This is a genomic window from Klebsiella sp. WP8-S18-ESBL-06 (assembly GCF_014169755.1).
Lineage (GTDB): Bacteria > Pseudomonadota > Gammaproteobacteria > Enterobacterales > Enterobacteriaceae > Kluyvera > Kluyvera ascorbata_B.
Map to the genome: position 1 here is coordinate 523,511 of NZ_AP022256.1, position 14,026 is coordinate 537,536.

Sequence of the window (14,026 nt, forward strand, 5' to 3'; positions counted from 1 at the left end):
AAAAGATTTCATCTCGTTACGCTTTCCCTGTTGCGGCCATGCGCAATCTGTCATCTTATCGATAACTTACCGTGCTTATCATGAGGTGCTTATGAAATGTGTGTCTCGCCAGATTGGCGATTTTGAAGTCATTGCATTGAGCGACGGAAACATGTCCGCCAGTCTGGATTTGCTCTCAGGCATTACGACAACGGATGCCGGCGAGATTCAGCGCAGCGCTGGCGTAACGGATCCCGGCAACCTGCACATTTATGGCTATCTGATTCGCGGGCGCGGGCGAACGATTCTGGTTGATTCTGGTACGGGAGGAGCAAACAACGTCGGTGGCCAGCTCGCTGGGCATTTACAGGACTTTGGGGTTGTGCCGCAGGCGGTAGACACGTTGCTGTTGACGCATGCGCATCCGGACCATATCGGCGGTCTGCTGAACGAGGCGGGCGATGCGGTGTATCCCAATGCACAGCTGTACCTCCATCCGAATGAAGTCGCTTTCTGGCAAGATGATGAACGTCTGGCGCAGGCGAACGAGCGGGCGCAGCGCAATTTCACCCGGGCAAGGCGGACGCTGGCGGTATACGGCGAAAGGGTCCATCTGCTGGACGACAAGCCGATCGTAGAAGGCATTCGGCCTGTTGCACTACCGGGCCATACGCCGGGGCATACGGGCTATCGGATTGACTCGCCGCAGGAAAGCCTGATTATCTGGGGGGACATCGTACATTTCCCCTATATTCAGACCGCGCAGCCGGATGTGTCTATTGCGTTTGATATCGATCCTGAGCAGGCGAAGGCATCACGTAAACGGATTCTGGCTCAGGCGGTGCAGGAAAAGCTGCTGGTGGCGGGAATGCACTTTGGCGGGTCTGGCTTCGCGCGGGTCATCCCTGAAGGTCAGGGCTATCGTATGGTGTATTGCGAAGCATAAGCAGGCAATAAAAAAGGCGCATCCCCATGCCGAGTAGCGCCTTTTCTATCAACAACATAACTGATTAGTATCAGTTCATGCCGTATTTTTTCAGTTTCTTACGCAGAGTACCGCGGTTGATGCCCATCATCAGGGCTGCGCGGGTCTGGTTACCACGGGTGTATTGCATCACCATGTCCAACAGGGGCTGTTCTACTTCAGCCAGTACCAGCTCATACAGGTCATTAACGTCCTGACCGTTCAGTTGAGCAAAATAGTTCTTCAGTGCCTGTTTAACCGAGTCACGCAGGGGTTTTTGGGTTACCTGATCCTGAGAGTTAACGGTAGAAACGGTCAGTACGTCAGAATTTACGCGTTGTTCGAACATAGTTCTGTCAGCTCTTTATTTCTATTACGCAAAATTTTCGAAGTATGCCTCCAACGCCTCCAGCTGTTCGCTGGCATCCTCAATGGCGTTGAATGTGCGCCGAAACTGGTCATTTGGAGCGTGCTCCTGGAGATACCAGGAGACGTGTTTCCGCGCGATTCGGTAGCCTTTTGCTTGACCATAAAAGTCGTGCAGTTCCCGAACGTGCGCACAAAGCAAGCGCTTAACCTCTGCCAAAGGCAGCGGGGGCAGCAGCTCCCCAGTGTCCAGATAATGCTGGATTTCCCGAAAGATCCAGGGTCTTCCCTGAGCCGCACGGCCTATCATCAGGGCATCAGCCCCCGTATAGTCGAGTACAGCTCTGGCTTTAAGCGGGTCAGTAATGTCACCATTCGCGATAATCGGAATGGAAACGTTCTGCTTAACTGTCCGAATGCTGTCGTATTCAGCTTCTCCGTTAAACAAGCAGGCGCGAGTGCGTCCGTGAATAGTCAGAGCCTGAATGCCACAATCTTCAGCCAGTTGGGCAATCTCTACACAGTTACGGTGTTCAGGAGCCCAGCCAGTGCGAATCTTGAGTGTGACAGGAACGTCCACCGCCTTTACAACCGCGTTCAGGATAGCCTTCACCTGATCCGGGTATTGCAGTAGGGCTGAGCCTGCGAGCTTGCGATTCACCTTTTTTGCCGGACAGCCCATATTGATATCAATAATCTGGGCGCCGCTTTCCACATTAATGCGGGCGGCTCCGGCCATTTCTTCAGGATCGCTACCGGCGATTTGCACCGTGCGAATACCTGGCTCATCCACGTGCACCATCCGTAGCCGGGACTTGTCGCTCTCCCACACCTGTGGGTTGGAGGACATCATCTCTGATACGGTTAGGCCTGCCCCCATCTCGTAGCACAACGTCCGGAATGGTCTGTCAGTAATGCCAGCCATGGGCGCTGCGATCAGGCGATTTCTGAGCTGGTGTTGTCCGATGCGCATGAGTTAAGAAATGACCATACTGTGACTGCAAGGCGGCGTATATTACGCATTTTTTGCACGAGATGAAAGGCCAAACTTTGAGCAATCAGATGTTGTAGATCAATGAATCTCAGTCCTGAAAGCGATTCGAAGATAAATTTCTATATTAATCATAAAATTAAATAAAAGTGGATGATTTGTGCGCATTGATAAAATCATCAAACTTCTCTCGCATTCTTACGTAATGGCCAACGTCTGAACGATAAAACGATGATATTATGAACAATATTGAAGAGCTAAATGAGATCTGTCTCGCATTTATGGCGGGGAAAAGAGAGCAGGTAGGGGAAAATGCGGCCCGCAGGCCGCATTGAGAGAAGATTATTTTTTGCGTCCGGTAATCCGGCACCACTCTTCTTTTTCGACTACAGCATCGAGGTCGAAAAGGTCGGCGTACGCTTCGCACACGCTTTCCGCCTGGCTGGCGAGAATACCGGAAAGGCCCAGCAGGCCGCCTGTAACCGGCAGTACGCTGATTAATGGCGCCAGCTCGCGTAACGGGCCGGCCAGGATGTTAGCGACCACCACGTCGGCTTTCATGGCTTCTGGCTGGTCCTGCGGCAGATACAGCTCCAGACGCTCAGAAACGCCGTTACGCTGGGCGTTATCGCGGCTCGCCTGAATAGCCTGCGGATCGATATCGATCCCGATTGCGCGCGCGGCACCCAGCTTCAGTGCGGCGATCGCAAGGATCCCTGAACCGCAGCCGAAGTCGATCACGGTTTTACCCGCCAGATCCAGACCGTCCAGCCACTGCAGGCACAGAGAGGTTGTTGGATGGGTGCCGGTGCCAAACGCCAGACCCGGATCGAGCATGACGTTGACCGCGTTCTCGTCCGGCACGTCGCGCCAGCTTGGGCAGATCCACAGACGTTCGCCAAAACGCATGGGGTGGAAGTTATCCATCCACTCGCGTTCCCAGTCTTTGTCTTCCAGCTGTTCGATTTTATGCGCAAAGCCTGTGCCCAGCAGCGGATGCTGTTCCAGGAGGGCAACGACCTCTTTCATGTCGGTTTCTGCGTCGAACAGGCCGATAACGTCGGTATCGCCCCACAGGCGAGTTTCACCCGGCAGCGGCTCGAAGACCGGCGTGTCATGCGTATCCTGGAAGGTGATGGAGACCGAACCGGCTTCCATCAGCGCATCGCTAAGATCTTCGGCATTCTCGCCGGTTGTGTTCAGTTTCAGTTGGATCCACGGCATGGCAAAACTCTTTATTTATCAGTAGAAATTACGGCAGCCTGCGGTGCTGGGTGACCAAAACGGTTCCCGACCACAAACGCCAGCAAACTTAGCAGTAACGAGGGCACAATCGGATGGAAGCCCAGGTACTGAATCTTAAACGTCGCCAGCACGGCGTAAAGTACGCCGCCGACGATCATCGCGCTTAATGCACCGGCGGCGTTCGCGCGCTCCCAGTAGAGGCCAAGCACCAGCGGCCACAGGAATACGGCTTCCAGCCCGCCAAAGGCCAGCAGGTTCAGCCAGATGATCATCTCCGGCGGTCGCCAGGCGGCCAGCATCATCAGAATGCCCAGTACCAACGTGGTCCAGGTTGAGATGCGTTTCAGGCGGTGTTCGTTATGTATTTTAGTCGGCTGCGAACTGAGCCACAGATCTTTAACGATCGTCGCCGACGCCTGCAAGAGGTGGGCGTTTACGTTCGACATAATCGCCGCCATCGGTGCGGCAAGAAACAGGCCGGCGGCCCACGGCGGTAGAACCTGTACCATCAGCGTCGGGATCACCAGATCCGGTACGGTGAGGTGCGGTAGCACCGCACGCCCGAGCGCGCCCGCCAGGTGCATCCCCAGCATCAAAATTGCGACGACGATAGTGCCGATAATAATCCCGCGGTGCACCGCCTTACTGTCTTTATAGGAGATGCAGCGAACGGCAGTATGCGGCAGGCCAATCACGCCAAAGCAGACCAGTACCCAGAACGAGGTCATAAAGGTTGGCGTCAGGATATCGTCCGCACCGTGTGGAGAGACCAGCTGCGGGTTGATCTGTTCCAGCGTATTGACCGCGTTATGCAGACCACCGGCGGCATGAACCACGCCAACCAGCAGCACGATGGTGCCAATCAGCATCACCATCCCTTGCATGGTGTCGTTGAGCACGCTGGCGCGGAAGCCGCCAAAGGCGGTGTACAGTGCGATGGTGATACCAAAGATCAGTAGCCCGGTTTCGTACTTAATCCCCGCTGCGGTTTCCAGCAGCCGCGCGCCGCCGATAAACTGGACGGCAATCGCCCCCACAAACGCAATCAGCAGGCTGATACTGGCGATCCAGACGACAGCACGATTCTGGTAGCGAGCCTGCAGCATGTCGTTAAGGGTAATGGCATTATAACGGCGCGCCAGAATGGCGAATTTCTTGCCCAATACCCCCAGCGATAGCCAGATAGTCGGCACCTGAATCAGCGCCAGTAGTACCCAGCCTAGCCCGTATTTATAGGCGGCGCCTGGCCCGCCGATAAACGAGCTGGCGCTGATATAGGTGGTGGTCAGCGTCATTGCCAGCACAAAACCGCCCATCGAACGGCTACCGAGAAAATACTCGCTGAGGAAGGAGCCGGTGCTGCGTTTACGCATGGCGTACAGCGACAGGCCGAACACCACGAACAGGTACAGCACCAGGACAACGATAATCTCAGTTTGCATCGTTATCCTCCAAAGGAATATCACGGAAGATAAAGCGCACCATCAGCCAGCAAAGAAGGATAAACACCAGCGGCATCAGCAGGCAGGCCATTTCAAACCAGCGCGGCAGGCCGGTGAAGCCCTGCATTGAGCTTGGTATGTAAGCGCTTGCTAACCATGCTGCAAGATAAAGAAGGGTTAGCCCCAGCGCCCAGCGCGCCTCTTTATGGGCCTGAACAAAACGCTTGTCCATTTTTTGTCCCTTGTGGATGAAGAAAGCGGGGATTGTACCGCAAGGAAAAGATGAGGGGAGAGAAAAACAAAAAAGGCCGGAAAATCCGGCCTTTTGCTGCGAGAACAGGATTATTTTTCCTGCAATCCGAGTTTTTTCTCCAGATAGTGGATGTTAGTACCACCATGCTGGAAGTTCTCGTCGCTCATAATACGCATCTGCAGATCAACGTTGGTTTTGATACCGTCGATGATCAGCTCCTGCAGCGCATTCTTCATGCGAGCAATCGCCACGTCACGGGTCTCACCGAAGCAGATGAGCTTGCCGATCATTGAGTCATAATACGGCGGTACGGTGTAGCCGGCGTAGATATGAGATTCCCAACGAACGCCAAAACCGCCCGGCGCGTGGAAGCGGGTAATTTTACCCGGGCTTGGCAGGAAGGTATCCGGGTCTTCGGCGTTGATACGGCATTCCACCGCGTGGCCGCGAACCTGAACTTCTTCTTGCTTGATGGACAGCGGCTGACCGGCAGCGATACGCAGCTGCTCTTTGATCAGGTCAACGCCGGTGATCATCTCGGTAACCGGGTGCTCTACCTGGATACGGGTGTTCATTTCAATGAAGTAGAACTCGCCGTTTTCGAACAGGAACTCGAAAGTACCTGCACCACGGTAGCCGATATCCACGCACGCTTTCGCGCAGCGTTCGCCGATGTAGCGACGCAGTTCCGGGGTAATGCCCGGCGCTGGCGCTTCTTCGACGACTTTCTGGTGACGACGCTGCATAGAGCAGTCGCGTTCAGCCAGATAGATAGCGTTGCCCTGACCATCAGCCAGCACCTGGATCTCGACGTGGCGAGGATTTTCCAGGTATTTCTCCATGTACACCATGTCGTTGTTGAAAGCAGACTTCGCTTCCGCTTTGGTCATGGCAATGGACTGCGCCAGATCGGCATCGCTGCGCACCACGCGCATACCGCGACCGCCGCCGCCGCCGGAGGCTTTGATAATGACCGGGTAGCCGATGCGTTTCGCATGTGCGCGGTTAGCGTCCATGTCGTCGCCCAGCGGGCCGTCAGAGCCCGGAACGGTTGGTACGCCGGCTTTCTTCATCGCGGTGATTGCAGACACTTTGTCGCCCATCAGGCGAATGGTGTCGGCTTTCGGGCCGATGAAGATAAAGCCAGAACGTTCAACCTGCTCGGCAAAGTTGGCGTTCTCAGAGAGGAAGCCATAGCCTGGGTGAATCGCAACGGCCCCGGTGATCTCAGCGGCGCTGATGATAGCCGGGATGTTCAGATAGCTTTTTACGGACGGAGCCGGGCCGATACAAACCGTCTCATCCGCCAGCAGTACGTGTTTTAAATCGCGGTCCGCAGTGGAGTGTACAGCGACGGTCTTAATGCCCAGTTCTTTACAGGCACGCAGAATACGCAGTGCGATCTCGCCGCGGTTCGCGATGACAATTTTATCCAGCATCTTCGCCTCGTTACTCGATGACGACCAGAGGCTCGTCAAATTCAACCGGCTGACCGCTTTCTACCAGGATTGCTTTCACAGTCCCTGCTTTGTCAGCTTCGATCTGGTTCATCATTTTCATCGCTTCAACGATGCACAGGGTGTCGCCCACGTTAACTTTCTGACCAATTTCCACGAATGCTTTAGCATCCGGGCCTGGGGTGCGATAGAAAGTACCAACCATCGGGGAACGTACGATGTGACCACTGATTTCAGCTTTAGCCGGAGCTTCAGCTGCAGCTGGTGCTGCCGCGACAGGTGCCTGCTGTTGCATTACAGGCGCTGCATAAGCCTGCTGCATCACTGGAATGCCGGTGTTCGGTGCTGAACGGCTGATGCGTACAGACTCTTCGCCTTCAGAAATTTCCAGTTCGTTGATGCCAGACTCTTCGACCAGCTCGATCAGTTTTTTAATCTTACGAATATCCATGAGTGGGTTCCGTACTCTTTGTTTAGTTTGATTGTGACAGGCGTTTTACCGCCGTCTGTAAAGCGTATGAATAGCCGTCAGCCCCGAGTCCGCAGATAACGCCGGAAGCGATATCAGACAGATACGAGTGATGGCGGAATGGTTCGCGCGCATGAACGTTGCTCAGGTGAATCTCGATAAACGGGATGCTCACCGCCAGCAACGCATCGCGAAGGGCAACGCTCGTGTGCGTGAACGCGGCCGGATTGATCAGGATATAGTCAATATTGTCTTTAGCCTGATGAATACGGTCGATGAGGACGTACTCGGCGTTGGATTGCAGGCTATCGAGCGTGACGTTCAAGGCTTCGGCTTCCGCGTTTAAGCGGCTTACGATCTGGGAAAGCGTCAGCGTGCCGTACTTCTCTGGCTCACGGGTGCCTAACATATTCAGGTTCGGGCCGTTCAAAAGCAAAATGCGAAACTTGTCAGTCATTGTGCTGCTATCTCCTGCAATTCTCGGGTAAAAAACAAAATATACCTTCGATGCGCGATTGTCACCTTTTCAGAGGCTTAAAACCCCCTCCAGGAAAACCAAGGTCGCACATTATAACTATTTCGTAGCATTTGGCAGCTAAATACTGGTCTTATCAGGGAAGATTATCAACCGCTATCGTGTAAAGAACGTCTGACTATAAGTGAATTGTGGTAAACCGCACATATCGCGACATCATCGCCACCATTGGCGAAACTTCTTGTATCGGCAGGCCAACAGCACGATGGCGCACCCAGCGTAGAGAAGCGGCTGGGGTGAGATTATCTTCACCGACCATAGGTAATGTATCGGCGCGAGGATCGCGACAAGATAGACGAAATTGTGCAAAAGCTGCCAGCGCCGACCTAATTTTCGCTGCATAGCCTGAGTAGAGGTCACCGCCAGCGCGAGCAGGATTAACCAGCAGGCGAAACCCAGCAACAAATACGGCCGGGTAACAATCTCCTGCCCTAATAGCGACACATTGCGGATGCCGAGCTCCAGTAAACTGTAGCTGGTCAGGTGGATCGTCGCCCACGCAAAGCACCACAGCCCCAGTAATCGGCGCGTACGAATCAGCAGCGGCTGTTTAGCGTAGCGCGCCAGCGGAGCGACTAACAAGGTCGCCAGCAGTAATTTCAGAGCCATCCTACCGGTAAAATGCTGAATATCCTTCACCGGGTCGGCGCTAAGCTGGCCGTGAGAAACCGCCCAGAACAGCCAGACAAAGGGCAAAAATGCCGCCAGATGCAGGAAAACTTTCAGCCAGATAACCTGTTTAGCCGTTAAACGCATTAAAAGTTCTCCCGCAGGTTCATGCCGCGATACAACGATGCCACTTCATCGGCATAGCCGTTAAACAGCAGCGTCGGCTGGCGTTGGACGTCGAGGATGCCGCCTGCGCCAATAAAACGCTCGCTGGCCTGTGACCAGCGCGGATGATCGACGTGTGGGTTAACGTTGGCATAAAACCCGTATTCATCCGGCGCCGCCAGGTTCCACGTAGAATGAGGCCGCTCGCGGGTGAGCATAATGCTGACGATCGATTTAATGCCTTTAAAACCGTATTTCCACGGCACGGTCAGGCGGATCGGTGCGCCGTTTTGCGGCGGCAGCGCTTTGCCGTAGACGCCTACGGTCAGCAGCGTCAGGGGGTGCATCGCCTCGTCGAGGCGTAACCCTTCTATATAAGGATACGCGAGGCCGCCGCCGATAAAGCGGTCTTTCTGTCCGGGCATGGTTTCCGGCGAGTAGAGCGTTTTGAAGGCGACATATTTGGCGTTGCTGGTGGGCTCGACGGCAGCCAGCAGCTTATGCAGCGGGAAGCCAATCCACGGAACCACCATCGACCAGGCTTCAACGCAGCGCATACGGTAAATTCGCTCTTCCAGCGGAAAACGTTTCGTCAGGGAGTCATGGTCAAGCGTTAAGGGTTTCGCGACTTCACCGCCGATGGTCAACGTCCACGGGTTGGTCGGCAAGCTTCCGGCGTTGGCCGCCGGGTCGGCTTTATCAAGGCCAAACTCATAGAAGTTGTTGTAGCCGGTGACTTTATTTTCCGGCGTTAACGTCAGCTTATTTTGCCATTGCGTGGGCTGCGTGAAGGTCAGCGGCGCACCGGAGGGGGCGGCGGGACGGTCATTACCTTTAAACCAGTCGGTGAGGCTGGAGGCGTGAAGCGGAAACGAGGCCGTGGCGGCGCCGAGGCCTAGCATTTTCAGCACCTGGCGGCGCTTGAGCATAAACACGGACTCGGCCGTGACGTCTGCTTCGGTCAGTTTTTTGTAGCTCATGATGCACTCCGTCATGCTTTTTTTCTAAGCATGACGGAGGCAACGGGTTAATGCGAATATGTCACGAAAAATTGCAGATTAGGCGATTTTGACCAGCGTACGGCCCTGAATCTGGTTGTTAATGATTTTGTCGGCGAAGCGCGGTGCGTCTTCCAGCGCTATCTCCGTCGCACTCTGCGCAAAGAACGATTCCGGCAGGTCGACAACCAGACGCTTCCAGGCTTCAGCGCGCCGCGCCGCTGGCGTCATGACCGAGTCGACGCCCTGAAGACGGACGTTGCGCAGAATAAACGGCATGACGGTAGTCGGCAGGGCAAAACCGCCCGCCAGGCCGCAGGCCGCAACGCAGCCACCGTAGTTCATCTGCGCCAGCACTTTCGCCAGCACTTTGTCGCCAACCGTATCCACGGCACCGGCCCAAATCTGTTTTTCCAGCGGACGGGTTTCGGCAAATTCATCGCGGCTCAGAATACGGTTTGCGCCGAGCGCGCGCAGATAGTCGTGAGTGCTTTCTCGCCCGGAAACCGCCGCCACCTGGTAACCCAGCTTGTGCAGCAGGGCGATCGCGGTGCTGCCCACGCCGCCGCTGGCGCCGGTCACCACGATTTCCCCGTCGTCAGGACGCACGCCCGCGTCTTCTAACGCCATGACGCAGAGCATGGCGGTAAAGCCCGCAGTACCGATGATCATCGCCTTACGCCCATCAAGACCTGCCGGCAGCGGCACCAGCCAGTCGCCGTTGACGCGTGCGCGCTCGGACAGCCCGCCCCAGTGGTTTTCGCCCACGCCCCAACCGGTCAGCAGAACCGGCTGACCCGGGGTATAGCGCGCGTCGTCGCTGGCGTGCACCGTACCGGCGAAGTCGATACCCGGCACCATCGGGAAGTTACGGATAATCTTTCCTTTGCCGGTAATGGCCAGCGCGTCTTTGTAGTTCAGGCTGGACCACTGGATATCCACGGTGACGTTACCCTGCGGCAGCAGACTGTCGTCAACGGCCTTCACTGCGGCGATGGTTTTGCCATCCTGCTGATCTAAGATGAGTGCCTGCATAACCCTTTCCTTACTTACATGGACTGATAGTGAAAAAATTAACCCGGGACTATACTCGCTTATCATAATTTGATGCCGATTTGGCGCAATAAATTGCCAGATCCGCCAGGTTTGGTAGTATGCCGACCTGGTTTGATATGTTAGTGCTTACTTCTTGTAAGACACGGATGCTGGCACCCGACCTGCTGTCGGGAGACGAATAACCCGCGGAGTTAACTCAGGGATGCGATTAACGACGAAGTTCTCAGCCTTTTTTACGCTCTTAACCGGGCTTACCATCTTTGTGACGTTAATCGGCTCCTCGCTGAGTTTCTATAACGGCATACAGTATAAGATAGCCAGCCGCGTGCAGGCTGTCGCGACGGTTCTGGATAACCGTCTGGTCAGCACCTCATTTGATAAGCTGGATAATCAGCTTGATGAAATCATGGTGCCGCTCGACATCGTGCATATCGACTTTACTCTCAACGGTAAATCGCTGTTCAGCCATACGCGCAGCAGTAGCTATTTGCCGATGGGCAGCCATTATCAGTTCCGCGAAATGTCCGTGCCATCGCTTAAACATCCGGGAATGACGATTCATCTGGTCTATCAGGACCCGATGGCCAACTATTTCCGTTCGCTGATGACGACCGCACCGCTGACGATCACCATTGCCTTTATGGTGCTGGTGGTGTTTATCGCCGTGCGCTGGCTGCGTCGCCAGCTGGCCGGCGAAGAGCTGCTGGAACAGCGAGCGACGCGCATCCTCAACGGCGAACGCGGCGCGAAGGTAAAAGGCAGCATTCATGAATGGCCAGCGCGCACCAGTTCGGCGCTGGATATGCTGCTGTCGGATCTGCAGTTCGCCAGCGATCAGCGCAGCCGCCTGGATACGCTGATCCGCTCCTACGCTGCGCAGGATGCGAAAACCGGTCTAAGCAATCGCCTGTTCTTTGATAACCAACTGGCCACGCTGCTGGATGACCAGGAAAACGTCGGCTCGCATGGCATCGTGATGATGATTCGCCTGCCAGATTTTGATTTCCTGCGTGATAACTGGGGCCGCGCAGCAGCGGAAGAGCATGTCTTTACGCTCATCAATCTGCTTTCTACCTTTATTATGCGCTACCCTGGCGCGTTGCTGGCGCGCTACCGCCGCAGCGACTTTACGGTGCTGTTGCCGCATCGCACGTTGAAAGAGGCGGACAGCATCGCCGGGCAGTTGCTGAAGGCGATAGACGGTCTGCCGTTGGCCAAAATTCTCGACCGTGACGATATGATGCATATCGGTATTTGCGCCTGGCGCAGCGGACAAACCACCGAACAGGTGATGGAGCACGCTGAAGCCGCGGTGCGTAATGCGGTGCTGCAAGGCAGCAACAGCTGGGCTATCTATGATGATTCGCTGCCGGAAAAAGGCCGTGGCAACGTGCGCTGGCGTACGCTCATCGAGCAGATGCTCAGCCGCGGCGGCCCGCGTATTTATCAAAAACCGGCCGTCATGCGCGACGGTAGCGTGCATCACCGTGAGCTGATGTGTCGCATTTTTGACGGCAAAGAGGAAGTGATTGCCGCCGAGTATATGCCGATGGTGCTGGAGTTTGGCTTAGGTGAAGAGTACGACCGCCAACAGATCACCCGTCTGGTTCCTTTCCTGGGATTCTGGCCTGAAGAAAATCTGGCCATTCAGGTCACGGTTGAGTCGCTGATTCGCCCGCGCTTTCAACGCTGGCTCCGTGATGTATTAATGCAGTGCGAAAAATCGCATCGCCGACGGATTATTTTTGAACTTGCTGAGGTAGATGTCTGTCAACATATGACGCGTCTTCAGCCCGTCGTCCGTTTATTGCATGCTTTAGGCGTTCGGGTTGCCGTTACCCAAGCGGGTTTAGCGCTTGTCAGCACCACCTGGATTAAACAGCTTGAGATTGAACTGATTAAGCTCGATCCGGTGCTGGTGCGGAATATTGAAAAGCGCAGCCAAAATCAGCTGCTGGTACAAAGCCTGGTCGAGGCCTGCAAGGGCACTTCTATCCAGGTGTTTGCCGCCGGCGTCCGCAGCCGCGGCGAGTGGCAGGTTTTAACGGAATGCGGAGTTTTCGGCGGCCAGGGCGATTTTTTTGCTGCTTCACAGCCACTTGACGCAAATGTGAAAAAATATTCGCAAAGATATTCGGTTTGACCTGCTGTTTAACGTGTTTATCACGTAGAATAACGCGCGCGGTTTTTTCTGGGGGTGTGCATGTCTGCTCGCCGGAAAAAAAGACGCACCATGCATGTGAGGTCCTTTGACAGGTACAAATCCAGGAAGGAGCGGCAGTGAGTCTCCCTGCACTGAAGGAGTCAGGTTGGATTTGTAACAAAGGTAACGAACTGCACTAATTTTCACCGTTGCAGATGATTTTTGCGCCTTGTCGCTGCTGCGTGTGGTTGGTAAAGTAAGCGGATTTTGTTTTCCGCCCCAGCTTTCAGGATTATCCCTTAGTATGTTGAAAAAATTTCGTGGCATGTTTTCCAATGACCTGTCCATTGACCTGGGTACCGCGAATACCCTGATTTACGTAAAAGGACAAGGCATCGTATTGAATGAGCCTTCCGTGGTCGCCATTCGTCAGGATCGTGCCGGTTCACCGAAAAGCGTGGCCGCCGTAGGTCATGACGCTAAACAGATGCTGGGCCGTACGCCGGGCAACATCGCGGCCATTCGTCCGATGAAAGACGGCGTTATCGCTGACTTCTTCGTGACCGAGAAAATGCTCCAGCACTTCATCAAACAGGTTCACAGCAACAGCTTTATGCGCCCGAGCCCGCGCGTGCTGGTTTGTGTGCCGGTTGGCGCAACCCAGGTTGAACGCCGCGCAATCCGTGAATCCGCTCAGGGCGCTGGCGCCCGTGAAGTCTTCCTGATTGAAGAACCGATGGCTGCGGCAATCGGTGCGGGTCTGCCGGTTTCTGAAGCAACCGGTTCTATGGTTGTGGATATCGGTGGTGGTACTACCGAAGTCGCCGTTATCTCTCTGAACGGCGTGGTTTACTCTTCCTCTGTCCGTATCGGCGGCGACCGCTTCGACGAAGCGATCATCAACTACGTTCGTCGTAACTATGGCTCTCTGATCGGTGAAGCGACCGCAGAACGTATCAAGCACGAAATCGGCTCCGCTTACCCGGGTGACGAAGTGCGTGAAATCGAAGTCCGTGGCCGTAACCTGGCAGAAGGTGTTCCGCGTGGCTTCACGCTGAACTCCAATGAAATTCTTGAAGCGCTGCAGGAACCGCTGACCGGTATCGTAAGCGCCGTGATGGTTGCACTGGAACAGTGCCCGCCAGAACTGGCTTCCGACATCTCCGAACGCGGTATGGTGCTGACCGGCGGCGGCGCGCTGCTGCGCAACCTCGATCGCCTGCTGATGGAAGAAACCGGTATTCCAGTTGTCGTTGCTGAAGATCCGCTGACCTGCGTAGCGCGCGGCGGCGGCAAGGCGCTGGAAATGATCGACATGCACGGCGGCGATTTGTTTAGCGAAGAGTAGTCAGCA

General features: G+C 55.1%; 14 protein-coding genes. 3 read left to right on the forward strand and 11 right to left on the reverse strand.

Annotated elements, in window-relative coordinates; all coding sequences use genetic code 11:
- Positions 1 to 91: 91 nt before the first annotated feature.
- On the forward strand, positions 92 to 925 hold the full coding sequence (locus tag H7R76_RS02550) for an MBL fold metallo-hydrolase (RefSeq protein WP_106931001.1): 834 nt from the start codon (positions 92 to 94) through the stop codon (positions 923 to 925).
- A gap of 70 nt (positions 926 to 995) precedes the next feature.
- Here H7R76_RS02550 and fis read toward each other — a convergent pair whose 3' ends face one another.
- The 11 genes from fis to acuI form a co-directional block, all read right to left on the reverse strand.
- A complete protein-coding gene (gene fis, locus H7R76_RS02555; RefSeq protein WP_000462905.1) occupies positions 996 to 1,292 on the reverse strand; it encodes a DNA-binding transcriptional regulator Fis in 297 nt (98 codons plus the stop codon).
- 24 nt (positions 1,293 to 1,316) lie between these two features.
- Positions 1,317 to 2,282 carry a tRNA dihydrouridine synthase DusB gene (gene dusB / locus H7R76_RS02560; protein ID WP_106927353.1) on the reverse strand — a complete coding sequence of 322 codons (966 nt, stop codon included), beginning with the start codon at positions 2,280 to 2,282 and terminating at the stop codon, positions 1,317 to 1,319.
- A 360-nt stretch (positions 2,283 to 2,642) separates the two neighbouring features.
- The gene (gene prmA / locus H7R76_RS02565) at positions 2,643 to 3,524 is read right to left on the reverse strand and encodes a 50S ribosomal protein L11 methyltransferase (RefSeq protein ID WP_106927351.1); all 882 of its coding nucleotides are present in this window, start codon (positions 3,522 to 3,524) and stop codon (positions 2,643 to 2,645) included.
- An 11-nt stretch (positions 3,525 to 3,535) separates the two neighbouring features.
- Positions 3,536 to 4,987, reverse strand: coding sequence for a sodium/pantothenate symporter (gene panF / locus H7R76_RS02570; protein ID WP_106927349.1), 1,452 nt, complete (start codon positions 4,985 to 4,987; stop codon positions 3,536 to 3,538).
- Positions 4,977 to 5,219 carry a YhdT family protein gene (locus H7R76_RS02575; protein WP_106927347.1) on the reverse strand — a complete coding sequence of 81 codons (243 nt, stop codon included), beginning with the start codon at positions 5,217 to 5,219 and terminating at the stop codon, positions 4,977 to 4,979. Before H7R76_RS02575 ends, panF begins: the two co-directional genes overlap by 11 nt.
- 110 nt (positions 5,220 to 5,329) lie before the next feature.
- Positions 5,330 to 6,679, reverse strand: a complete 1,350-nt coding sequence (accC, locus tag H7R76_RS02580; RefSeq protein WP_106927345.1) for an acetyl-CoA carboxylase biotin carboxylase subunit — start codon at positions 6,677 to 6,679, stop codon at positions 5,330 to 5,332.
- A 10-nt stretch (positions 6,680 to 6,689) separates the two neighbouring features.
- A complete protein-coding gene (gene accB / locus H7R76_RS02585; RefSeq protein ID WP_106927343.1) occupies positions 6,690 to 7,148 on the reverse strand; it encodes an acetyl-CoA carboxylase biotin carboxyl carrier protein in 459 nt (152 codons plus the stop codon).
- A gap of 22 nt (positions 7,149 to 7,170) precedes the next feature.
- Positions 7,171 to 7,623, reverse strand: coding sequence for a type II 3-dehydroquinate dehydratase (gene aroQ / locus H7R76_RS02590; protein WP_106927341.1), 453 nt, complete (start codon positions 7,621 to 7,623; stop codon positions 7,171 to 7,173).
- 234 nt (positions 7,624 to 7,857) lie between these two features.
- Positions 7,858 to 8,457, reverse strand: coding sequence for a protein-methionine-sulfoxide reductase heme-binding subunit MsrQ (gene msrQ, locus H7R76_RS02595; protein ID WP_106927339.1), 600 nt, complete (start codon positions 8,455 to 8,457; stop codon positions 7,858 to 7,860).
- Positions 8,457 to 9,455, reverse strand: a complete 999-nt coding sequence (gene msrP / locus H7R76_RS02600; protein WP_106927337.1) for a protein-methionine-sulfoxide reductase catalytic subunit MsrP — start codon at positions 9,453 to 9,455, stop codon at positions 8,457 to 8,459. The genes msrQ and msrP overlap by 1 nt, the downstream gene beginning before the upstream one ends.
- Positions 9,456 to 9,533: 78 nt before the next feature.
- Positions 9,534 to 10,508 (reverse strand): acrylyl-CoA reductase (NADPH), encoded by a 975-nt coding sequence (acuI, locus tag H7R76_RS02605; protein WP_182966898.1) that lies wholly within the window; start codon positions 10,506 to 10,508, stop codon positions 9,534 to 9,536.
- A gap of 223 nt (positions 10,509 to 10,731) precedes the next feature.
- On the opposite strand from acuI, the gene csrD reads away from it, so the two are divergent.
- Together csrD and mreB are read left to right on the forward strand one after the other, a co-directional pair.
- Complete coding sequence (gene csrD / locus H7R76_RS02610; protein ID WP_106927333.1) at positions 10,732 to 12,672, forward strand: RNase E specificity factor CsrD; 1,941 nt, start codon at positions 10,732 to 10,734, stop codon at positions 12,670 to 12,672.
- Positions 12,673 to 12,976: 304 nt separating this feature from the next.
- A complete protein-coding gene (mreB, locus tag H7R76_RS02615) occupies positions 12,977 to 14,020 on the forward strand; it encodes a rod shape-determining protein MreB (RefSeq protein ID WP_000913396.1) in 1,044 nt (347 codons plus the stop codon).
- Positions 14,021 to 14,026 lie beyond the last annotated feature (6 nt).